This window comes from Pseudoalteromonas sp. 120-MNA-CIBAN-0494 (assembly GCF_040308885.1).
GTDB lineage: Bacteria > Pseudomonadota > Gammaproteobacteria > Enterobacterales > Alteromonadaceae > Pseudoalteromonas > Pseudoalteromonas nigrifaciens.
Map to the genome: position 1 here is coordinate 319,880 of NZ_JBEOOE010000002.1, position 22,485 is coordinate 342,364.

Genomic DNA, 22,485 nt, shown 5'->3' on the forward strand with positions numbered 1-22,485 from the left:
TGTGACTAAATAAGTTTACCCATAATCCATAAGTTTAACAGTTTATTTACCCCAAACTGGTAACTTAATTGTGCTGGATGGCTTATTTGCCAATGTGCAATGTCGGCCCTCGCACCTACTTTTAAAACTCCGCGGTCTGTTAATCCTAAAGCTTTAGCAGCATTACGAGTTACTCCAGCAAGTGACTGCTCGGGTGTTAATCTAAATAATGTGCATGCCATATTCATCATTAATTGTAGCGAACACAGCGGTGAGGTGCCCGGATTAAAGTCGCTAGCAATCGCTATAGGCACTTTATATTGATTAAGCAAAGCTATTGGCGGAAGTTGTGTTTCTCTTAAAAAGTAAAATGCGCCAGGCAACAATACTGCTACTGTGCCGGCCTGTGCCATCGCTTTTACGCCATCTTCATCTAGGTATTCAATATGATCAGCCGATAGCCCGTTAAATTGCGCCACCAGCTCAGCACCGTGTTGATTAGAGAGCTGCTCGGCATGGCATTTTACTGGCAAGTTATGTTTTTTTGCCGCCTCGAACACCCGCTTAGTTTGGGTATAGCTAAAGCCTACATTCTCACAAAAAACATCAACCGCATCAGCAAGGTTATTAGCCACTACCTGATCAAGCATATCGTTACATACTAAATCAATATAGTCATCGCTACGCCCTTTGTACTCTGGTGGTAGCGCATGCGCCCCTAAAAAGGTGGTTTTAATATTAATAGGGTGATGCTCATCAAGTAAGCGCGCCACTTCTAATATTTTTACTTCGTTGGCAGTATCGAGTCCATAACCCGACTTTATTTCAACAGTTGTCACGCCCTCTGCCAGTAACGTATTTAACCTATCTTTGGCGGCTACAAATAACTGCTCATGATCGGCAGCGCGGGTGGCTTTAACTGTACTAGTTATACCGCCACCTTGGGCAGCAATTTGCTCATAACTCACCCCTTGTAAGCGCTGCTCAAACTCCTCTGCTCTAGAGCCTGCAAACACTAAATGCGTGTGGCAATCTATTAACCCTGGGGTTAACCATTGCCCTTTTATACTCAAGGTCGGCGTTGCAAACACATCAAAACTAGGTAAGTTTTTTTGCTCACCTAGCCACATAATTTTTCCATTTTTGATTGCTAAGGCTGCATTTTCTATCGCGCCATAAGGCGCCTCTACAGCAGTATCCATAGTGGCAATGTTGGCATCGGTAAGCAGTAAATCAATATCTTCTAATTCATAACCTGGTGTTGCACTTTGCATATTGCGCGCCCTTGTGTTTTTTATAATGACTAAAATATAGTCTAACAACCCGTCTTGTATATACAAGGCAATTATGCCATCTTAATCTTATAGTTTATTTTTAATACAATTAAATACACCATGACAACGCCTAAATTTGCACAAATAAAACAGTTTATAGTTGATAAAATTAGCAGTGCTACATGGCAAGAAAACCAGCGTGTGCCTTCTGAAAACGAGCTAAGCAATCAATTTTCTGTAAGCCGTATGACCGCTCGACGCGCATTAAGCGAGCTAACCGAGGCGGGAATTTTAACTCGCAGCCAAGGGTTAGGCACCTTTGTTGCTAGCTTTAAATCGCAGTCGTCATTGCTTGAAATTAAAAATATTGCCGATGAAGTAAAAGAACGCAATGGTAATTATAGCTGTACGGTATTGGCCCTTGAGTCGCTACCCGCAATCACTAGTATTGCCATTGCACTGGGTATTAAAGTTAACAGCACTGTGTATCGCAGTGTATTGCTGCATAACGAAAATACTAAACCACTGCAAATAGAGGAGCGCTTTGTAAATCCCACTTTTGCCACGCAGTACTTACAACAAAATTTTACGCTACTTACTCCACATGAGTACTTATCGAATGTAGCCCCGCTTACCCAAGCAACGCATACGGTGGAAGCCATTATGCCCAATAAACAAATGTGCCAGTGGCTTAACTTATCGAGTCAAGAACCTTGCCTGCAACTCATTCGCCGTACTTGGTCAAGCAACGGCATTGTGAGTTATGCCCGACTTGTTTCACCAGGGAGTAAGTATCGTTTAGGTGGTCACTTAACTTTTAAAAATAATAATTAAAAACTACAACAGGAGTAAATATGAACAATCGACTCGACAACAACCGCACAATACGCGCCCCCCACGGCGATAAAATTAGCGCTAAAAGTTGGCAAACCGAAGCCGCTAAACGCATGTTAATGAATAACTTAGACCCTGACGTTGCAGAGCATCCCCATGCATTAGTTGTTTATGGCGGCATTGGTCGCGCTGCACGTGACTGGCCCAGTTACGACAAAATTATAGCAACTCTCGATAGACTCGAAGATGACGAAACGCTACTCGTACAATCGGGTAAACCTGTAGGGGTATTTAAAACCCACAGTAATGCGCCGCGAGTACTCATAGCTAATTCTAACTTAGTACCGCACTGGGCTAATTGGGAGCACTTTAACGAGCTCGATAAAAAGGGCTTGATGATGTACGGGCAAATGACCGCGGGATCTTGGATTTACATTGGCTCACAAGGCATAGTGCAAGGCACTTACGAAACTTTTGTGGCCATGGCTAAACAACATTTTGCTGGCAGTGCTAAAGGTAAATGGGTATTAACTGGCGGGCTTGGTGGCATGGGCGGCGCACAACCTCTTGCTGCAACTATGGCAGGCTTTTGTGCATTAGTGGTGGAATGCGATGAAACCCGTATCGATTTTAGAATAAAAACCGGTTACGTAGATATTAAAGCCAACAACCTTGAACACGCGCTACAACTTATAACTAATGCGTGCGTAAAAGGTGACGCCCTTTCGGTCGGGTTACTTGGTAATGCTGCCGATGTGTTTAGCACTTTAGTTAAAAGTGGCGTTACTCCCGATGTGGTCACCGATCAAACCTCAGCACACGATCCGCTAAATGGCTATTTACCGCAAGGCTGGAGCATGGAACATGCAGCTAAAATGCGCGAACAAGACCCAAAAGCGGTTGTAACAGCAGCTAAGCAATCAATGGCGGTGCAAGTAAGAGCTATGCTCGCGCTGCAACAAGCGGGCGCTGCTACCACTGATTATGGCAACAATATTCGGCAAATGGCATTTGATGAAGGAGTAAGTAACGCATTTGATTTTCCGGGGTTTGTCCCTGCGTATATTCGTCCTTTATTTTGCGAAGGCATTGGCCCATTTAGATGGGTGGCACTGTCGGGCGACCCCGAAGATATTTATAAAACCGATGCCAAAGTTAAAGAGTTAATCCCCGATGACGCACACTTACATAACTGGCTTGATATGGCGCGTGAACGTATTCAGTTTCAAGGCTTACCGGCGCGCATTTGCTGGGTAGGATTAAAAGACAGAGCCCGTCTTGCGCTCGCTTTTAACAACATGGTTAAAAATGGCGAGCTTAAAGCCCCGGTTGTTATTGGTCGCGACCACCTCGACTCTGGCTCGGTTGCTAGCCCTAACCGCGAAACCGAAGCTATGCTAGATGGCTCTGATGCGGTATCTGATTGGCCATTACTCAATGCACTTCTTAACACAGCCAGTGGTGCAACTTGGGTATCGCTACACCATGGCGGTGGCGTAGGTATGGGCTTTAGCCAACATGCAGGCGTAGTTATTGTGGCTGATGGCAGCGACGAAGCAAAACAGCGTATTGCCCGCGTACTGTGGAACGACCCTGCAACTGGAGTTATGCGCCACGCGGATGCAGGCTACGATATAGCAAAAAATTGTGCAAAAGAGCAAAACCTAGACTTACCAATGTTAAACGAGGAATGATCATGCTTGAACTAACTCTCACCCCCGGCTCGCTTGATTTAAACACACTAAGAAAAATTAATAATTCACCGGTAAAATTGAGCCTTATAAAGCATGCCGAGTCGCAAATAGCTGCCAGCGCACAAACAGTGCAAAACGTAATTAACGAGCACCGCACTGTATATGGTATTAATACCGGTTTTGGCTTATTAGCTAACACCAAAATTGCCGATAACGAACTAGAGCTATTACAACGCTCTATTGTACTTTCGCATGCGGCAGGTATTGGCGAGTATATGGATGACAGTACCGTACGCTTAATGATCATCTTAAAAATTAATTCACTGTCGCGTGGTTATTCTGGTATTCGTTTGCAGGTCATTGAATTTTTTATCCAGTTGCTTAATAGCCAAGTATACCCTTGCGTGCCTAAAAAAGGCTCGGTGGGTGCATCGGGCGATTTAGCACCGCTTGCTCATATGTGCTTGCCGTTACTAGCCGAAGGCCACATGCGCCACCAAGGGCAAATAATCAGTGCCGAGCAAGGGCTTAAAATTGCGGGGCTAAAACCACTTACCTTAGCCGCTAAAGAAGGCTTAGCCCTTTTAAACGGCACCCAAGCCTCGACTGCTTTTGCATTACAAGGGCTATTTAGAGCAGAAGATTTATACGCACAAAGCTGCGTAATTGGCGCTATGAGTATTGAAGCGGCCATGGGCAGCCGAGCACCATTTGATGCGCGTATTCATGAAATTCGAGGCCAACAAGGGCAAATAGATACTGCAGCTATATTTAGAGCCTTGTTAGGTCCACAATCACAAATTAGTGAATCACACGTAAATTGCGAAAAAGTACAAGACCCCTACTCTTTACGCTGTCAGCCACAAGTGCTTGGTGCTTGCTTAACCCAAATTCGCCAGGCGGCAGAAGTTTTATTATGTGAGTCTAACGGCGTAACCGACAACCCGCTGGTATTTGCTGATGTGGGTGATATTATTTCTGGCGGTAATTTTCATGCAGAGCCGGTGGCAATGGCCGCCGATAACTTAGCAATTGCCATTGCTGAAATTGGCGCACTTGCCGAGCGCCGAATTGCTTTACTAATTGACTCTAGCCTATCTAAATTGCCGCCTTTTTTAGTTGAAAATGGCGGCGTAAACTCAGGCTTTATGATCGCCCAAGTAACTGCCGCAGCCCTGGCATCTGAAAACAAATCACTTGCCCACCCAGCTTCTGTAGATAGTTTGCCAACCTCGGCGAATCAAGAAGATCATGTGTCTATGGCCACTTTTGCGGCAAGGCGCTTGAAGGAAATGGCCGATAACACCCAAGGCGTACTTGCTGTTGAATGGTTAGCGGCCGCGCAGGGGTTAGAGTTTAGAAAGCCGCTTACAGCTGCTGCTAAAGTAGAGCGTGCTAAAAGCTTACTGCGCGAGCATGTAAGCTACTACGATAAAGACCGTTACTTTGCCCCCGATATTGAAGCTGCAAATGCGTTATTAAACGCAGGCAAGTTATGCAACTTTATTGAGGGTGACTGCTTAGTATCTTATTAAATTGCGTATTGGTAACTAAACCCTAACGCCTCAATGGCTGAGCCAAGCACTTTGCGCTCAGCCGTATCTGTTCCCGTAAAGCGTGGCATTTCGCCGCCATGTTGTTGGCACTTTTGCGCATAGTAATCGCGCTTACAAGGATGCGACGGATTAACCACATTATAAATACTCTGCCCTTGATGCCAATGCTCAAGCACCGCAAAAATAGCGTTAATCACATCTTGCTGATGCACCATATTAACGACTTGCTCGGCAGAGGTATTTAGCTCTTTACCTGCAATAAAACGCCCCGGCTCTCTGTTGGGTCCAACTAAACCGGCTAAGCGCAGCACTTTACCGTTTTGCTCTAGTACTTGCTCTTCAGCTTCATATAGCTTTATTTGTCGCTCGTTTGTACACGAAATATCGCTGCTTTCGCTATATACTCCTGGTTCTTGGTCGTACACTCCCGTTGATGAGCAAAGTAAAAAACCCTTAGCATTCAGTTTTTTTGCCAGTGTAAGTGATGCCGTTAATGTTTGCGCATAATTGTTTTCACTATGGCGACTACGTGGAGGAATAGCGCACACCCAGTAGGCATTTTGTAAATCAATTTGATGCGTTAACTGGCCATTTTCTAGCAAAAACTGACGTTCAAAATCATGCTCATGCACTGCTGAGCGGTGTGTACCCTGCACTTGCCAACCTGCTTGCTGCGCATTAACGCATAAAGCACTGCCTAGCCAGCCCGCGCCTAGTACCACTAAGTTGTTACTCTGATGATTCAATTTATATGACCCCGTTTATTTAAATGTATAATTCTTAACTCATTTCATAGAGTTCTAAAATTAAATATGCTTAGATATCTGTTACAAAAACAATAACAACATGTGCACTTATGCTAAATAACTTATCATTAAGAAAAAAAATATTATTATTGATTGGCGGAACAATTACTATTTTACTGCTCATCGCCTCTACTTTTTTTGTTAACCATATTGCCAAACTATCCAGAGTTAATATAGAGCGTGAGGCTCAAAGCTACTTACAAAGCGAGCAATTATCAATGCAAAGTTACTTTGCTACATACGGTAAAGTAGTTGCCACCTTTATTAATAATCCGCATTTGGTGAATTTTTTTACCGCGTGGGATAAGCGCGATCAAGCCCTAGAAAATGCCAACGGCTACTTGGCTATAAATCAAGACTTTGTACGCATAAGTGCAAATGATGAAAATATTTTATCTGCTTTTTTTGCCTCAGCCACTACCGGCGAGTACTTTAAAGAAAACGAACGTACTGCATATTATAATGGCGAACCTTACTACGCGTACAAACGAGGTTGGTGGCAAGAAGCAATGCAAATTAATAAGCTTTACGTAGGCCCTATTTCGGTAGACTTAACCACCGGCGATGCCTCAGCAGTTGTACAACAACCTGTTTATAACCCACAAGGCAAATTAATTGGTGTGGGCGGCGTTGACTTACAACTTAATAAAATTAACGACATGGTCGAAAACATTCGCTTTAACGGCCAAGGCTATGGCTTTTTATTAGATGATCAACAAAAAGTTGTGCACTTTTCAAAAGCATCTGGGCATAAACTCTCTGTCACCGACGAAGGCCCTAACGGTAAAGACGGACTCGATGCGCTTGAACAACAATTTAATAATACCTCAGGGTTTAAAACACTTAACAGTGCAATGCAAAATAACCTCGCGGGTAGCCAAACTGTTATGCTTAAAGGCGAGCAATTTTATGTGGTTTATAACCGCCTACAATTAGAGCAGCCTCATTTAGATTGGTATGTGGGTTTATTAATTCCAACCAGTATGATTGAAGCCCCGGTAAATGCTGCGGTTACAACCACTACAACCGCCGTTATCATTATTTTAGTGATTATTTTAGCAATGATTTTATGGGCCACCCATATGATTTCAAAACCAATCACTACACTCACGCATATTATGCGCGACATTGCTTCTGGCGAGGGTGATTTAACCCAAAAAATTAATATTGATAGCCAAGACGAAGTAGGCCAACTGGCTAATCATATGAATACCTTTATTGATAAGTTGCGAGCGATGATGCTAGACACCGCAGCACAAGCTGAGCAATTAAGTGCCGCTGCCGATCAGCTTAAAACGGTATCGCAACAAACGAATTCAGAAATTCAGCAAGAAAAACAACAAGTAGATAGTGTTAGTGCCGCAGTGACAGAAATGGCCACTACCGTGCAAGAAATATCACGTAACGCACAGCAAACAAATACCGCGGCAGAAGAAGTACAAGCAATTACTGCCGATGGTGCAAGCCGCTCAAGCCAAGCACAAAGTGTAATGAGTGCGCTGGCTGAACATATTGGCGAAGCCTCTAAGGTGGTTGCCGGGCTTGAGCAAGAAAGTAATAACATAGGCGCATTGGTTGATGTAATTAACTCAATTGCCGATCAAACCAACTTACTCGCGCTTAATGCAGCCATAGAAGCGGCCCGCGCCGGAGAACATGGCCGCGGCTTTGCCGTTGTTGCCGATGAAGTTCGCTCGTTGGCGAGTCGTACACAAGAGTCAACCGACGATATTCGCAATATGATTACCCGTTTACAGCAAATTGCTCAGCAAGCCTCTAGTATGATGCTACAAGGGCAAAAACAAACCGAGGACTCTGTGTTGCAAACAAAAGAAGTACTTAGCTCACTACAAAGCATTGCCCTGTCGGTAACTAAAGTACAAGATCAAAGTCATCAAATTGCCACCTCTACCGAGCAACAAACGGTAGTAGCAGAAGATATTAATACCAGCCTTAGTGCTATTAATAGTTTAGTTAATAGTACCGCAGAGCATGCACACACACTTGCCAATGAAGCACATGATTTAAGTGACCTTGCAGGGGCATTAAATAAAACGGTAAACCAGTTTAAACTATAAACGCCGGCTACTTATATTTAAGCGCTTGAGGATAAACTTTAAGCGCTTATTCCCCCCCTTGTTTTTAATTTATTCAGCACCATATCTTTGAGTGACTGTTGATATTTCAAAGTGGAAACTTACTTAATATCACTAGCTTTGCTAGCAGTTTTCACCTCGTATAAAAATATATAGCAATTTTATGTACTAGATTAAGTTTTTCTGTTTTTAATCCATATCTTTTTAGTGAGATGGTTTGTTGTTTAGCAGAGTCTGGTATAGTAGCACACGTAATAAACAGTGCTTTTTGAACGGTTTAATACAAAATTGCTAATTAATGTGTCCTCGGTGTTACTTTAAAGAATACATTAATTATCAATTGTTAAAAATGGGTTAGCCGATGTACGGCTGGCAAAAAAATACATTGTAACGGTTTTATCATGATATCTAATTTATTTACCAAGATTTTTGGTAGTCGCAATGACCGCACTATTAAAAACCTAAGAAAGACGGTCGCACTGATCAATGCACTTGAAACGCAATTAGAAGCGCTTTCTGATGACGACTTAAAAGCGAAAACAGCAGAGTTTAGAGAACGTTACGATAACGGACAAAGCCTTGACGACTTACTGCCTGAAGCATTTGCTGTGGTACGTGAAGCATCTAAACGTGTAAATGGCATGCGTCACTTTGACGTACAGCTACTCGGTGGCATGGTACTGCACCAAGGCCGTATTGCAGAAATGCGTACCGGTGAAGGTAAAACTCTCACAGCTACATTACCTGCTTACTTAAATGGTTTAACTGGTAAGGGCGTACACGTAATTACCGTGAACGACTACCTAGCTAAACGCGATGCGGAAACTAACCGTCCGTTATTTGAGTTTTTAGGTTTAACAGTAGGCTGTAACGTACCGGGTATGATGCCACAGCAGAAAAAACAAGCTTATGTTGCCGATATTACGTACGGTACTAATAATGAGTTTGGTTTTGACTACCTGCGTGACAACATGGCATTTAGCATAGATGAGCGTGTACAACGTCCATTATTTTATGCTGTTGTCGATGAAGTGGATTCTATCTTAATTGATGAAGCCCGTACGCCCCTTATTATTTCAGGCCCTGCTGAGGACAGCTCAGAGCTATACACTGAAATTAATACCATGGTGCCTTTACTTGAACTACAAGAAAAAGAAGACGAAGAAGGTATTGAAGGCGATGGCGATTTCACTATTGATGAAAAGTCTAAGCAAGTTCATTTAACTGAACGTGGCCAAATTAAAGTTGAAGAGCTACTTACTGAGCGCGGCTTAATTGCAGAAGGCGATTCGCTTTATTCTGCAGCTAGCATTACGCTACTAAGCCATGTTTATGCAGCGCTTCGTGCTCATAAGCTTTATCAAAGAGATGTTGATTACGTTGTAAAAGAAAACGAAGTTATCATTATTGATGAGCACACTGGTCGTTCAATGGAAGGTCGTCGTTGGTCAGAAGGTTTACACCAAGCTGTTGAAGCTAAAGAAGGCGTAAATATTCAAAACGAAAACCAAACGCTTGCATCTATTACCTTTCAAAACTATTTCCGCTTATACGAAACACTTGCGGGCATGACAGGTACAGCCGATACGGAAGCATTTGAGTTCCAGTCTATTTACGGCCTAGACACTGTTGTTATGCCAACTAATAAGCCGATGGTTCGTGATGATCGCGCCGACTTAGTGTACCTAACGCAAGAAGAAAAATACGAAGCTATTTTAGTTGATATTAAAGACTGCCAAGAACGCGGACAACCTGTACTTGTAGGTACTATTTCAATTGAAAGCTCTGAGTATTTATCGCAATTTTTACGCAAAGAAAAAATTAAGCACAACGTACTTAATGCTAAATTTCATGCGCAAGAGGCTGATATCGTATCAGACGCTGGCCTACCAGGCACAGTAACGATTGCCACTAACATGGCTGGCCGTGGTACCGATATTGTACTTGGTGGTAACTGGCACAGCGAAGTTGAAAAGCTTGAAAACCCAACTGATGAACAAATTGCTGAAATTAAAGCTGCATGGAAAATACGCCATGACGCAGTAATTGATGCAGGTGGTTTACACATTATTGGTACTGAACGCCATGAATCTCGTCGTATAGATAACCAATTACGTGGTCGTTCTGGTCGTCAAGGTGATGCCGGTTCAAGCCGTTTTTACTTATCGATGGACGATGCGTTAATGCGTATTTTTGCTGGCGAGCGCATGACTAACATGATGCGTAAACTAGGTATGCAACGCGGTGAAGCTATTGAACATCCATGGGTTAACCGTGCGATTGAAAATGCACAGCGTAAAGTAGAAGCACGTAACTTTGATGTGCGTAAGCAATTACTTGAGTACGATGACGTAGCAAACGATCAACGCCGTGTGGTTTACTCACAGCGTAACGAACTACTTGAAGAAGGCGATATTTCAGAAACTATCACGGTTATTCGTGGTGATGTGCTGAGTAATATTATTGATCAGTACATTGCACCGCAAAGCTTGGCTGAAATGTGGGATGTACCTGGCCTTGAAGAGCGCTTAAAACAAGACTTCTTAATTGAATTGCCAATTACTCAGTGGCTAGCTGATGACAATAAACTCTATGAAGAAAAACTTCGTGAGCGCATTGAAGAGTCGGTTGGGCAAGCATATAAGCAAAAAGAAGAGATGGTAGGCGATTCAGTACTACGTCAATTCGAAAAAGCGATTATGTTACAAAGCCTAGATCAGCATTGGAAAGATCACCTGGCAGCAATGGATCATTTACGCCAAGGTATTCATTTACGTGGTTATGCGCAAAAAAATCCAAAGCAAGAGTACAAGCGTGAATCGTTTGAGCTATTCGCTGAAATGCTAGAAAACTTAAAAATAGATGTAGTAAGTATTTTAAGCAAAGTACAAGTACGCGCCGAAGAGGATGTTGAAAAAGTAGAAGAGCAACACCGTAAAAGTGAAAACGCTCCTCGCGAATATCAGCATGAAGAAGTTGAGCATGTAGGCGGAGAAGCACCACAAAGCGCAACTGTAATGGCACGTAGCGAGCCAAAAGTAGGCCGTAACGATCCTTGTCCTTGTGGCTCAGGTCAAAAATTTAAGCAATGTTGTGGTAAATTAAAATAATCCAATAGTGTAATAAATTTCGTAAAAAGCGGCGCTTGCGTCGCTTTTTTTATGGTGTTTAAGGGAGATAAAATGACTAGTATAATTGTAAATGTGGCTGTTGGCGTAATTAAAAAAAATAACGCTCTGTTTATTTGCAAGCGGGCAAATGATCAACATCAAGGAGGTTTGTGGGAGTTTCCTGGTGGTAAAATTGAAGCCGGTGAAAGTGTATTTAGAGCACTTAAGCGTGAACTTCAAGAAGAGATTGGCATCACTATTTTTAGTTCCAGTGAGTTGCTAACAATAAAACACGATTACGATGATAAAACGGTAAAGCTGAACGTACATGTGGTGAGTAACTTTAGTGGTGAAGCACATGGCGCAGAAGGGCAAGATAATGCTTGGGTAAGTATTGACGAGCTAGATAACTACGAGTTTCCAGCAGCTAACGTCGATATTATTAGCGCTATAAAAGCGAAATATATTTAACGCTTAATATTTGGCTATACTCTTTTAGTAAAATAATAATAACAATAAACCGCCATTATTAGGCAGCTACAAAAAGGCCAGCAAGTTAACACTTGCTGGCCTTTTTAGTTAGATACTTTCTAGTTAGGTACTTTCTAGTTAGGTAATTAAATTACCAAATTTTTACGCGGTCCTCTGGTTTAATATACATTTTGTCGCCTTCTTTAACGTCAAATGCTTTATAAAACTCAGGCATATTCGATAAAATACCAATTACGCGGTAATGACTAGGCGAATGCGGGTCGGTCATTAAGCGGTTACGCAGCGCTTCATCACGATACTTACGACGCCAAATTTGTGACCAGCCCATAAAGAAGCGCTGATCGCCAGTGTAGCCATCAATCACTGGAGCCTTAGAGTTACCTAAAGATAGCATATACGCTTTATGTGCAACCGTAAGGCCGCCTAAATCGCCAATATTTTCGCCTAACGTCAATTCACCATTTACGCCAGCATCAGTAAAAGGTTTGTATTCATTATACTGAGCAACTAAAGCCGCGGTTCGCTGTTCAAACTGTTTAAGGTCTGACTCGCTCCACCAGTTACGTAAATTACCGTCGCCGTCGTATTTAGCACCTTGGTCGTCAAAACCATGGCCTAACTCATGACCAATTACCGCGCCAATAGCACCGTAATTTACTGCATCATCTGCTTCTAAGTTAAAAAATGGCGGCTGTAAAATAGCTGCTGGAAACACAATTTCGTTATTTACTGGGTTGTAGTATGCATTCACAGTTTGTGGTGTCATGTGCCACTCTGAGCGGTCTACTGGTTTACCCAATTTGGCAATCATATCGCTGTAAGCCCATTCGCTATAACGAATGTAGTTACCGACTAATTCATCAGGGTTAATCTCTAGTGCTGAGTAGTCTTTCCACTTATCTGGGTAGCCAATTTTAGGTGTAAACTTGTCTAGCTTTTGTTGAGCGGCAATTTTAGTTTCCGGGCTCATCCACTCTAAATTTTCAATCGCAACACCGTAGCCTTTAATTACGTTATCAACCAACTCTTCCATACGCGCTTTCGCTTCTGGTGGAAAGTTCTCTTTAACGTACACTTTACCTAAAATCTCACCTAGCACACTGTTTGAAGCATCAACCGCTTGCTTCCAAAGTGGCGCTTGTTCTTCTACACCACGTAAAGTTGTACTGTAAAAGTTAAACTTAAGGTCCACTAACTCTTTATCGAGTAACTGCGCGTAGTTACTTACAAAGTGAAACTTAAGGTAATTTTGCCATGTTACTAAATCGGTGTTTTTATAAATAGTCGCAAATTTTTCAAAGTAGCTCGGCTGGCTAATAATTAACTCTTCGGTGTTTATGCCTATCGCTTTAAAGTAACTAGCAAGATCAAAGTCACCCATCAGTTTATTTGCTTGTGCAAGGCTCATTTTATTATAAGACTTGGTTGCATCACGGCTCTCTACTCGACTCCACTGCACCTCAGCAAGATTTTTTTCCAGCGCTAATACATTTTTAGCCACAGCCTCTGTATTTTCAACCCCTGACTTGGCTAATATTTTAGCAATGTAAGCTTGATAAGAAGCACGAATTTTAGTGAACTTTTCATCATCTTTTAAATAATAATCACGATCGGGTAAACCTAACCCAGCTTGATACGCATACAATGCATTTTCGCTGGAGTTTTTAGCGTCATTATTTACATACCAACCAAATGGCAAGTCGCCGCCTTTAATCTGTAATTGCGCCATTAAAGTAACTAAATCTTTTTTACCTTTAACGGCGTCAATGCTTGCCAATGATGGCTCAAGTGGCTGGATGCCAAGTTCTTCGCGCGCTTCTTCTGCCATGTAGCTATTATAAAATGCCGCCAACTTTGCTTCATCACTGCCTTTTTCAACATTGCTATTTGCTGCCGCACTTTCAAGTACTGTTTTCATCGCCTTTTGCGACTCGTCATATAATTGCGAAAACGAACCATAGTTAGATTTATCGCCAGGAATTTCGGTTTTAGCTAGCCATTGACCATTTACATGGTAATAAAAGTCATCTTGAGCGCGTACCGATTTATCCATATTTTCCAGCTCAATACCCAAGGTAAAAGGAGCTGGAACTGGAGCGCTAACCGCGGGAGTTTCGTTTACTTTAATTTCTTGTTGTTCACCACAACCAACCAACCCAAGTGCCAGCGCAATACCTGCGGCGGTCATTGTTATTTTAATCATAAGGATTCCGTTTGTTAGTTAAAATAAATACCTATTTCATTAATATTCAAATACCAGCAGCATAAAGCTGCGTAATGACATTTTATGTACTTTTACTTAATGAAATAAGCATTAACTGCAACCTAGTTAATAGGCGTATTAAGTAGCTATCATAAACCCCATTGGGGTAACAATAAAATTGAATATGTAACAAAGTATTTTAATGCGATGAGTGACCCACATAGTGCTATCAATAACTATGTGAGCTTATAAACGAGTTATTAGCAGCTAGGTTTTACGCTTTGCGTGCAGCGCTAAACGCTCTAACTTTTCTTTTAGCGAAGGGGGGGCTGAGGCGGCTATGGCATTTAAATAATCGGCTGTTTGTTCGCTCATTTTACGAGAATTAGTTATTGGGGTATTAATGGTTTTACTTACTGCGCCCAAGCGTTGTGTTGCTTGTGGATTAGCGGTAATTTTTATTTGCCCAAGCTCAGCCATGCCCGCGGCTCTAAAATGCGAGAGCATATCCATTTTTAAGTAATTTAGTCTAAGCGCAATAGGCGCAGATACCGCTTCGATCATTAAAGTACCATCGCGGTAGTTACTCACGCGGCATTTATCACCCAGTTTGGGGCCTAAAAAGTCTTTAAGTAAGGTTTGCTGGGTATCGAGTGCTTGGCTTTTACCTGCATAAGCCGACAAGCGGTTATTCAGTCCTGCCATAATGTCAGTTAATGGTTTTGGCGCATACCTGTCTTTAGCCATTTAACACCTCGTAAAAACTCAATAATGCGGTTACTCAAATCGAAATAACCCTCGACTTGAGTATACACTGAGCGCAGTGACTAAGCGCCCGCTATTTGCATTTGTTCAATTAACACAGAGCCAGTTTGAATGCCACCACGGCGCTCTATGTCGCCACCAATAGCTGATATTCCTTTAAACATATCTTTTAAGTTACCGGCAATGGTAATTTCGCTTACTGGATATTGGATTTCGCCATTTTCTACCCAAAAACCAGCCGCACCACGCGAGTAATCACCAGTTACTGTATTTACGCCCTGCCCCATTAGCTCTGTTACTAATAAGCCTGTACCCATGGTTTTAAGTAGCGCGGTTAAATCGCTATGTGTTTGCTCAACTAACCAGTTATGTATACCGCCAGCGTGCCCTGTTGGTGTCATATTCATTTTACGCGCAGCATAGCTTGCAAGTAGGTAAGTTTGTAACTCGCCACCTTGAATGATTTCTCTATCAAAGGTTTTAACACCTTCGCTGTCAAACGGCGACGATGCGAGCCCTTTGAGTATATGCGGACGCTCGGCAATATTTACGCAATTGCTAAATACTTGTGTACCTAGGCTATCGAGTAAAAAACTCGATTTACGATACAGCGCACCACCACCAATGGCCGACACTAAATGGCCAAATAATGAATTAGCAATGTCAGCTCTAAATATTACCGGTACTTTCATGGTGCCTAATTTTTGGCTATTTAATTTAGCTAAAGTTTCGGCTGCAGCTTCAAGCCCCACTGCTGCGGCATCATTTAAACCAGCTTGATCGCGTGCTACGGTGTAAGCAGAGTCGCGTTGCATTTGCTCGCCATCTTTACCAATTACCATAGTACTTATGCTGTGGCGAGTACGCGGAAAACCAGCAATTAAACCATGGCTATTGCCATAAACACGCAAACCTTGGTGCGATGAAAAACTTGCGCCGTCTGAGTTAACAATGCGCTCATCCGCATTTAACGCTGCTTGCTCTGCAGCATGACAAAACTCAATACCTTGCTCTGGGCTTACATCCCATGGATGGTATAAATCGAGATCTTTGGGTGAAAACTCAAGTAGCTCTTTATCTGCAACACCGTTAAAAGGGTCGTCTGAGGTGAATTTTGCAATATCAATGGCTTTTTCAACCACAGTGCGTAGCGTTTTAGGGCTTAAATCTGCGGTAGACGCAGAGCCTTTATTATTACCTACATACACACTAATGCCTAAACCGCCATCTTGGTTAAACTCAATGATTTCTACTTCGCCCATGCGAGTGCTAACCGACAGCCCTGAAGTGCTAGACATAGCCGCTTCTGCCGCTGTGGCACCGAGTTTTTTCGCATGCTCGAGCACTGCTGCTACCGCATCTTTTACTTGAGATATTTGAGAATAAATTGGATCGTGTTGTTGGCTTTTCATAAATTAAGTCCTGAGCCTTGAAGGCAATGTTGCACACATTTTTTATATTTAAATGCTAACACACTCAATGCATCACATCAGCTAATATTCCTCTGTATGATAATCATGTATAATGGCAGAAGTTATTTTTATTTAAGAGCACCCCATGGCGAAGAAAAAAAGCAAGCCTGCTGATATTGAAGAAGAAATTGAATATGTCTCAAAAACCGAACTGAAGCGTGAAGCACAAGAATTTCATCAGTTAGGGACTGAAATTGCCAAAATGGGTAAAAAGCAGCGTGAGCGCTTGCCATTAAATGATGATTTAAAAGCCGCAATGGTTGTTGCCGATAAAATTAGCAATAAAAGCGATGCTTATCGTCGTCATTTAAACTACATAGCTAAAACACTGCGCACCGTAGAGAACATCGATGCTATAAGATCAATTATCGATGTTATGCTTAATAAAAATAACCAAGCTGAAGTGTTGGTCAAAAAAATTGAGCAATTACGTGCAGACCTAATTGAACAAGGTGATGACCTAATCAATGAGACTATAGAGCAGTTCCCATCGCTTGATCGTCAACAAATGCGCCAGCTAGTTCGTAATGCAGCTAAAGAAGCGAAAGATGAAAAACCTGGTAGAGGTTACAAAGAGCTATTTCAATATTTGAAAGATGCCCATCAAGTTACTTACTAACAGATTAAAAAATATACTTTAAAAAGGTGCTACGGCACCTTTTTTTGTTGTAGATCAACCCGCCCTGCTAAACATTTTTTTATAATCAGCACCTAAATAATATACCAAGGTGCGCGTGATGATTAAACTTCCAAAATGGGATCAAACCCTAATAAATAAATATAATGTGTCTGGCCCACGTTATACATCGTACCCCACGGCACTGTCGCTAACTGAGGGCTATCAACAGCAAGACTTACTCAGTGCGATTGAGTCATCAAACAGCCGTGCATTGTCTTTATATATACATATTCCGTTTTGTAGTCAGCTTTGTTATTACTGTGGCTGCAATAAAATTATTACTCGCCATCAGTCAAAAGCCGACACCTACCTTGATTTTTTAGCCATAGAAATTGCAGCCCAAGCGCCTCTATTTAAAGACTACACCCTAGAGCAACTACATTTAGGCGGTGGTACACCTACCTTTTTAACTACGCAGCAAATGAGCCGTTTAGTTAAACTTTTGGAGCTGCACTTTAATTTTACCGACGCCACTGAGCGTGGTATTGAAATTGACCCTCGATCGCTTGCCGATAACATGTTGGTTGATTTAAGTAACTTAGGTTTTAACCGCGTATCATTTGGTATTCAAGACTTTAATGATGAAGTGCAGCTAGCAGTAAACCGTCCGCAAAATGCCGATACAGTAAAGCAGTTAATCACCCAAGCCCGTGAATTAGGGTTTAAATCGATTAATGCCGACATGATTTACGGCCTCCCATTGCAAACGCCACAAAGCTTTAAACAAACCATAGAGCAGTTGCTTGAGCTTAGCCCTGATCGTGTTTCGGTATTTAATTACGCTCACCTTCCAGAGCGTTTTGCAGCACAACGTAAAATTAAAGATGCCGACTTACCCAGTGCACACAACAAGCTAACTATGTTTAAAAACACCTTAGAGCAAATGACTCAAGCCGGTTATCAATTTATTGGTATGGACCATTTTGCTAAAGTTAATAACGAACTCGCTGTGGCACAAAATGCGGGGCAATTACACCGTAACTTTCAAGGGTATACTACCCACGGAAACTGCGATTTATTAGGTTTAGGGGTTTCATCTATATCACAAATTGGCACTGCCATTTTACAAAATCAAAAAGAGTTAAAGCATTATTATCATAGTGTAGAAACGCAAAGCGGCTGTGCCATCACCAAAGGCATGCACTTAAGTGCCGATGATGTAATACGCGCTGATGCAATTAAACAGCTTATATGCCAGTTTGAGTTAGATATGGAGGCATTTAGTGCCAAACATGCACTTAACTTTAACCACTACTTTGCTGATGCACTAACGGCAATTGAGCCTTTAATTGCTGATGGGATGGTCACTATTGAAAATAATATGATTAGTGTCACTGCTAGAGGTAATTTATTTATTCGTATTATTTGTATGTGCTTTGACGCTCACTTACAAAAACAGCTAAATGCAACGCGTTTTTCTCGGGTTATTTAACCCTCAGCCCGAGTAGTAAATTTAAAACGAAAAAGCAGACCTGAGGTCTGCTTTTGTATTTTGTGCTTTAAATTATTTAAACGCTGATTAATTAAATACCACGTTTTCGCTGCCAGGGGCGGCTTTAAACTCAATAATAATTTTAGCACAGTCAGCTATAATCTCATCTTTATGTGTCTCTTCGGCACGCCAGCGAGCTGTATCTAACTTAAATATTTCTTTTTTGGTATATTTTTTACGCGCATCATGAGTCGGCATTTCTTTAACTACTTGGTACATTTTATAAATGCCCGAGTATTTTGTCGTTAAATCTTGCTCGTCTTCAAAACCATATTGCGACATAAGTACCCAAATACGTAAACAGCCTTCTGAAAACTCACACTGCTGTTCATGCATTGCACGCGCGATTAAATGAATGCTGTCGGCTAATTTGGCGTTACGCTTTAAACGCGACTGCTTAAGCTTTTGCTGTTGCTCAGCCTGCTTTTTAACAATCAGTTTTTTTTGCGCGCTTAACTTATAAAGCAACTGACCCGCATAAAATGCTAAGCCCACTATAATAGCAGCACCTACAAATAAGGCTAAGATCACCGCTGTACTCATTTAATAACCCTTATTACTTGTCTTCTTCGTCTAACCATTCGTTAGCAAGATCGTTCGATAAATACTGATCGAAGTCTGAATTACTTTCTTCGCTAAAGTCATCTTCAAACTCTTCTTCATCTTCATCCTCGATACCAAGCAATTTACACAATGCTTGATGACGAGCAATACGACTATTAAAGTACTTAGCATCTTTACCCGTTAGCATTTCGCCATTTTCATGACGCTCTACTAATTTAAGTAAGCGCTCATCATTTTCAAGTGCTTCTAGCTCTTGCTCAGGCGTAAACTCTGGCTCTGCTGACTTTTTAAGCTCAACAGTTGGCTTTAAGTTACGTTTTATTTCTACTTTAGGTGCAGCTGCAACAGCTATTAATGGCACAGGTTTTTTACTGCCAATGCGTTTATCTTTAGTTCCCGTGTTACTTTTTTGGCTATCATCATTTAATAGCTCAGGGGTATTACGAGATCCAGGCTTAGCACCTTTGGTTTTTTTAACACGTTGCTCTTTTAATGCACGCATTTCTTTAAGCTTATCTTGGCTTAAACGTACTGGTCCATTTGCTGGGCTTTTGCGTGACTTTTTAGTTCTACTCATATCTTGATCATCTCACTTAAGAGGTTTTGGGCGAGGCGCAAATCAATGGGCATCGCAATGCTGGCCTAGCCAGAAGAATTCAGTTTGCGCTTTAGAGGCTGGGTTTCTCTATTTAGCGCTTAAAACAGCTTACTGCTCGTTTTTAAACGGTGGCTATTGTAACAGGACAAATAAAAAGGCGGTAGAGAAAACATCTCTACCGCCTACTAATCTGAGCGCCATTATCTGGACACTTCTCCCTTCGACTTTTTAGTCTTTATTATTGTTATTATTTTTACCTATCCCTATTATTATTATTTTTACCTTCCGTGTAGCATTCCATTTTGTTTTTATTATTAAACTTCCATGAGTTTTTATTATTTTCGGTCTTCCTAACGCTTTTTTGTTATTTCCTTTGCTAGCACCAATTTGTGCTATGTAGTCGTGTCGCGCTACTGTCCTTATAGCTTATTCCATTTTGTTATTGTTTTTTGCGACAGGGGTTAATGTACCTGTTAATAATTTTGTTACAACTAATTTATATATCTTTTATTAAAAGGATTATAACAAAAAACACAAAAACCATTACATTACATCAAGTTAACAATTTAATGGTTTTTAAAATAAGACTTATCTCACAGCTATGCATGGTCAATGTCTTACATGAATAAAGACTATAAAAGTAATTTTAAGCACAAAAAAAGCAGCCTAAGCTGCTTTTTTGTACATATTGTAGTTTATTACATTAATAATAATTAAATAAATAAATACAACTTTAGTGTAAGCCACCTAAGTACTGCGAAAGTACTTCAATGTCTTTATCTGTTAATTTCTTTGCAATATCTTGCATCACACCATTTAAATCATTTTGGCGTGTGCCATCACGAAATTTTTCAAGTTGCGCTTTAACGTAACCTGGATGCTGAAAAGAAACTTTTGGAAATTTTGCAAGTGACGAGCCATTACCACGAGGGCCATGACATGCAGCACATCCTGGAATACCACGATCTGCATCACCTGCTTTGTAAAGTATTTTACCGGTTTCAACTACGTCTTTAGGCGTAGCTTCTTCGCTCATGTTTAGTGATGCAAAATAAGCCGACAAATCTTTCATATCCTGTTCGCTTAATGGCATAGCCATTGCGCTCATAACCGGATCCATACGACCTTTTTTGCCACCTGAGGTCATACCTAGTTTTAAGTCTTGAAGTTGCTTATAAATATAATCGGCATGTTGACCCGCAAGCTTAGGATAGATATTAATCGGTGCATTACCGTCTGGGCCGTGACAAGCCGCACACGTTACTGATTTTTCTTTACCTGCGTTTACATCGCCTTCAAATGCTGTTGCGTTGCTTGCTGACAACGCACCAAGCAATATAGTTAAAGATAGTGCTATTTTTTTCATGGTGAATTCTCTGTTTCCGACCCTGTATCATCTACAATATGGATGTTGTGATTTTTATATTCTACACGATAATAAATTCTCTGGCACGTTTTCTACTCATATTAAACTTATAATTTATAGGGTTTTGCCTTAGGTTAAGCTTTAACTTGGTTTAAATGTGCTGTATATGGTGGTTTAACAGCTTTTTAATAACTCCTTTATAGTATAAAATACGCCCCATGAGCGAATTTAGCTCAATGTGATCATTTTTAAGTTTTAGGAGAGCCCGTGCTCAAATCTCGTATCAAATATAATACCGCGTCTTTCGTTACAAGCGCTCCAGACATTACTAAATTACCTGCTGATACGGGAATTGAAGTTGCGTTTGCCGGTCGCTCCAATGCAGGTAAATCAAGTGCTCTTAATGCACTTACCGACCAAAAATTAGCGCGTACCAGTAAAACTCCTGGACGTACTCAGCTAATAAATACCTTTGAACTTGCTGATGTTGATGACATGCGCCTTATCGATTTACCAGGCTATGGCTTTGCTAAAGTGCCAATTGAAATGAAAAAGAAATGGCAGAAGTCGCTAGGCGAATATTTACAAAAGCGTCAGAGTTTAAAAGGTATTGTAATTTTAATGGATATTCGTCATCCATTAAAAGATTTAGACCGTGATTTAATTAATTGGGCTATTAGCAGTGAAATTCCTGTTTTAGCGCTATTAACTAAAGCAGACAAATTTAAACAAGGTCCGCGTCAATCACAAGTACTTAAAGTTCGCCGTGAATTAAGCGCCCTTGATGGTGATATTACGGTACATGCATTTTCATCACTAAAAGGTACTGGCTTGCCAGACGTTGCCAAAAAACTTGATGAATGGTTTTTAGGCCCTGTTGTAGCGGTACCACCTGCTGAAAAAATACTTAACGATGACACTAACCCAGCAAGCTAATTTATTCTGCAAGGCTTAAAAGCTTACACATTCGATAAATAGCCGAGCTTATCTGTCTCGGCTATTTCAGCCTATTGCATTAATAGCATACACTTCTTGCCACGCGCACATTGCAAACCTTAAGCCGTTATTATCCGCTATTACCCGAGTTTAGGATAAATAAAACGACTCCCCGGCAGACGTTATAAAATAACCCTGTTTATCAGTATTGGCTATTTTAGCCCATTGCATTAATAGCATACACTTCTTGCCACGCACGCATTACAAACCTAAGCCATTATTATCCGCTATTACTCGAGTTTAGGATAAATAAAACGGCTCCCCGGCAGATGTTATAAAATAACCCTGCTTATCTGTCTCGGCTATTTCAGCCTATTGCATTAATAGCATACACTTCTTGCCACGCGCACATTGCAAACCCTAAGCCGTTATTATCCGCGATTACCCGAGTTTAGGATAAATAAAACGGCTCCCCGGCAGATGTTATAAAACAACCCTGTTTATCAGTATTGGCTATTTTAGCCCATTGCATTAATAGCATACACTTCTTGCCACGCACGCATTACAAA

At 41.4% G+C, this 22,485-nt stretch carries 17 protein-coding genes; 9 read left to right on the forward strand and 8 right to left on the reverse strand.

The window, feature by feature from the left end; genetic code table 11:
- Positions 1–5: 5 nt before the first annotated feature.
- The gene (hutI, locus tag AAEY55_RS03165; protein WP_089368813.1) at positions 6–1,253 is read right to left on the reverse strand and encodes an imidazolonepropionase; all 1,248 of its coding nucleotides are present in this window, start codon (positions 1,251–1,253) and stop codon (positions 6–8) included.
- A 120-nt stretch (positions 1,254–1,373) separates the two neighbouring features.
- Here hutI and hutC point away from each other — a divergent pair, with 120 nt between their 5' ends.
- The 3 genes from hutC to hutH are packed head-to-tail and all read left to right on the forward strand — an operon-like array spanning position 1,374 to position 5,316.
- Positions 1,374–2,087, forward strand: a complete 714-nt coding sequence (gene hutC, locus AAEY55_RS03170) for a histidine utilization repressor (protein ID WP_011329381.1) — start codon at positions 1,374–1,376, stop codon at positions 2,085–2,087.
- A gap of 20 nt (positions 2,088–2,107) precedes the next feature.
- Positions 2,108–3,781 carry a urocanate hydratase gene (gene hutU, locus AAEY55_RS03175; RefSeq protein ID WP_089368815.1) on the forward strand — a complete coding sequence of 558 codons (1,674 nt, stop codon included), beginning with the start codon at positions 2,108–2,110 and terminating at the stop codon, positions 3,779–3,781.
- Between the two features lie 2 nt (positions 3,782–3,783).
- On the forward strand, positions 3,784–5,316 hold the full coding sequence (hutH, locus tag AAEY55_RS03180; protein WP_086997263.1) for a histidine ammonia-lyase: 1,533 nt from the start codon (positions 3,784–3,786) through the stop codon (positions 5,314–5,316).
- Here the strand turns inward: hutH and AAEY55_RS03185 are convergent.
- The gene (locus AAEY55_RS03185; RefSeq protein WP_089368816.1) at positions 5,313–6,083 is read right to left on the reverse strand and encodes an NAD-dependent epimerase/dehydratase family protein; all 771 of its coding nucleotides are present in this window, start codon (positions 6,081–6,083) and stop codon (positions 5,313–5,315) included. The genes hutH and AAEY55_RS03185 overlap by 4 nt on opposite strands.
- Positions 6,084–6,193: 110 nt before the next feature.
- Between AAEY55_RS03185 and AAEY55_RS03190 the strand changes: the two genes are divergently transcribed.
- The 3 genes from AAEY55_RS03190 (at position 6,194) to mutT (ending at position 11,820) form a co-directional block, all read left to right on the forward strand.
- Positions 6,194–8,221, forward strand: coding sequence for a methyl-accepting chemotaxis protein (locus tag AAEY55_RS03190; protein WP_089368817.1), 2,028 nt, complete (start codon positions 6,194–6,196; stop codon positions 8,219–8,221).
- A 419-nt stretch (positions 8,222–8,640) separates the two neighbouring features.
- A complete protein-coding gene (gene secA / locus AAEY55_RS03195; protein ID WP_089368818.1) occupies positions 8,641–11,349 on the forward strand; it encodes a preprotein translocase subunit SecA in 2,709 nt (902 codons plus the stop codon).
- A 72-nt stretch (positions 11,350–11,421) separates the two neighbouring features.
- Positions 11,422–11,820 (forward strand): 8-oxo-dGTP diphosphatase MutT, encoded by a 399-nt coding sequence (mutT, locus tag AAEY55_RS03200; protein WP_011329387.1) that lies wholly within the window; start codon positions 11,422–11,424, stop codon positions 11,818–11,820.
- A gap of 151 nt (positions 11,821–11,971) precedes the next feature.
- Here mutT and AAEY55_RS03205 read toward each other — a convergent pair whose 3' ends face one another.
- The 3 genes from AAEY55_RS03205 to pmbA all read right to left on the reverse strand — a co-directional run bounded on the left by AAEY55_RS03205 (position 11,972) and on the right by pmbA (position 16,221).
- Complete coding sequence (locus tag AAEY55_RS03205) at positions 11,972–14,044, reverse strand: M13 family metallopeptidase (protein ID WP_089368820.1); 2,073 nt, start codon at positions 14,042–14,044, stop codon at positions 11,972–11,974.
- 267 nt (positions 14,045–14,311) lie between these two features.
- Positions 14,312–14,791, reverse strand: a complete 480-nt coding sequence (locus AAEY55_RS03210; protein ID WP_011329389.1) for a DUF721 domain-containing protein — start codon at positions 14,789–14,791, stop codon at positions 14,312–14,314.
- An 80-nt stretch (positions 14,792–14,871) separates the two neighbouring features.
- Positions 14,872–16,221 (reverse strand): metalloprotease PmbA, encoded by a 1,350-nt coding sequence (gene pmbA, locus AAEY55_RS03215; RefSeq protein WP_350550025.1) that lies wholly within the window; start codon positions 16,219–16,221, stop codon positions 14,872–14,874.
- A 145-nt stretch (positions 16,222–16,366) separates the two neighbouring features.
- Between pmbA and yjgA the strand changes: the two genes are divergently transcribed.
- Together yjgA and hemN are read left to right on the forward strand one after the other, a co-directional pair.
- A complete protein-coding gene (gene yjgA, locus AAEY55_RS03220; RefSeq protein ID WP_011329391.1) occupies positions 16,367–16,900 on the forward strand; it encodes a ribosome biogenesis factor YjgA in 534 nt (177 codons plus the stop codon).
- A 118-nt stretch (positions 16,901–17,018) separates the two neighbouring features.
- Complete coding sequence (hemN, locus tag AAEY55_RS03225; protein ID WP_011329392.1) at positions 17,019–18,392, forward strand: oxygen-independent coproporphyrinogen III oxidase; 1,374 nt, start codon at positions 17,019–17,021, stop codon at positions 18,390–18,392.
- Between the two features lie 87 nt (positions 18,393–18,479).
- Here hemN and AAEY55_RS03230 read toward each other — a convergent pair whose 3' ends face one another.
- From AAEY55_RS03230 to AAEY55_RS03240, 3 genes are all read right to left on the reverse strand, one after another.
- Positions 18,480–18,995: a DUF2489 domain-containing protein gene (locus tag AAEY55_RS03230; RefSeq protein ID WP_011329393.1), complete on the reverse strand. Its 516-nt coding sequence runs from the start codon at positions 18,993–18,995 to the stop codon at positions 18,480–18,482.
- A 13-nt stretch (positions 18,996–19,008) separates the two neighbouring features.
- Entirely contained in the window at positions 19,009–19,593 is a 585-nt protein-coding gene (gene yihI / locus AAEY55_RS03235) for a Der GTPase-activating protein YihI (RefSeq protein ID WP_011329394.1), read from the reverse strand.
- Positions 19,594–20,347: 754 nt separating this feature from the next.
- Positions 20,348–20,980: a cytochrome c gene (locus tag AAEY55_RS03240; RefSeq protein ID WP_011329395.1), complete on the reverse strand. Its 633-nt coding sequence runs from the start codon at positions 20,978–20,980 to the stop codon at positions 20,348–20,350.
- Positions 20,981–21,247: 267 nt separating this feature from the next.
- On the opposite strand from AAEY55_RS03240, the gene yihA reads away from it, so the two are divergent.
- Positions 21,248–21,916: a ribosome biogenesis GTP-binding protein YihA/YsxC gene (gene yihA, locus AAEY55_RS03245; RefSeq protein WP_058374289.1), complete on the forward strand. Its 669-nt coding sequence runs from the start codon at positions 21,248–21,250 to the stop codon at positions 21,914–21,916.
- Positions 21,917–22,485: the final 569 nt, after the last annotated feature.

Bases quoted from the DNA above. Each gene is read 5' to 3' on its own strand.
- hutI (WP_089368813.1), bottom strand. From the start codon at position 1,253: ATGCAAAGTGCAACACCAGGTTATGAATTAGAAGATATTGATTTACTG.
- hutC (WP_011329381.1), top strand. From the start codon at position 1,374: ATGACAACGCCTAAATTTGCACAAATAAAACAGTTTATAGTTGATAAA.
- hutU (WP_089368815.1), top strand. From the start codon at position 2,108: ATGAACAATCGACTCGACAACAACCGCACAATACGCGCCCCCCACGGC.
- hutH (WP_086997263.1), top strand. From the start codon at position 3,784: ATGCTTGAACTAACTCTCACCCCCGGCTCGCTTGATTTAAACACACTA.
- AAEY55_RS03190 (WP_089368817.1), top strand. From the start codon at position 6,194: ATGCTAAATAACTTATCATTAAGAAAAAAAATATTATTATTGATTGGC.
- secA (WP_089368818.1), top strand. From the start codon at position 8,641: ATGATATCTAATTTATTTACCAAGATTTTTGGTAGTCGCAATGACCGC.
- mutT (WP_011329387.1), top strand. From the start codon at position 11,422: ATGACTAGTATAATTGTAAATGTGGCTGTTGGCGTAATTAAAAAAAAT.
- AAEY55_RS03205 (WP_089368820.1), bottom strand. From the start codon at position 14,044: ATGATTAAAATAACAATGACCGCCGCAGGTATTGCGCTGGCACTTGGG.
- AAEY55_RS03210 (WP_011329389.1), bottom strand. From the start codon at position 14,791: ATGGCTAAAGACAGGTATGCGCCAAAACCATTAACTGACATTATGGCA.
- pmbA (WP_350550025.1), bottom strand. From the start codon at position 16,221: ATGAAAAGCCAACAACACGATCCAATTTATTCTCAAATATCTCAAGTA.
- yjgA (WP_011329391.1), top strand. From the start codon at position 16,367: ATGGCGAAGAAAAAAAGCAAGCCTGCTGATATTGAAGAAGAAATTGAA.
- hemN (WP_011329392.1), top strand. From the start codon at position 17,019: ATGATTAAACTTCCAAAATGGGATCAAACCCTAATAAATAAATATAAT.
- AAEY55_RS03230 (WP_011329393.1), bottom strand. From the start codon at position 18,995: ATGAGTACAGCGGTGATCTTAGCCTTATTTGTAGGTGCTGCTATTATA.
- yihI (WP_011329394.1), bottom strand. From the start codon at position 19,593: ATGAGTAGAACTAAAAAGTCACGCAAAAGCCCAGCAAATGGACCAGTA.
- AAEY55_RS03240 (WP_011329395.1), bottom strand. From the start codon at position 20,980: ATGAAAAAAATAGCACTATCTTTAACTATATTGCTTGGTGCGTTGTCA.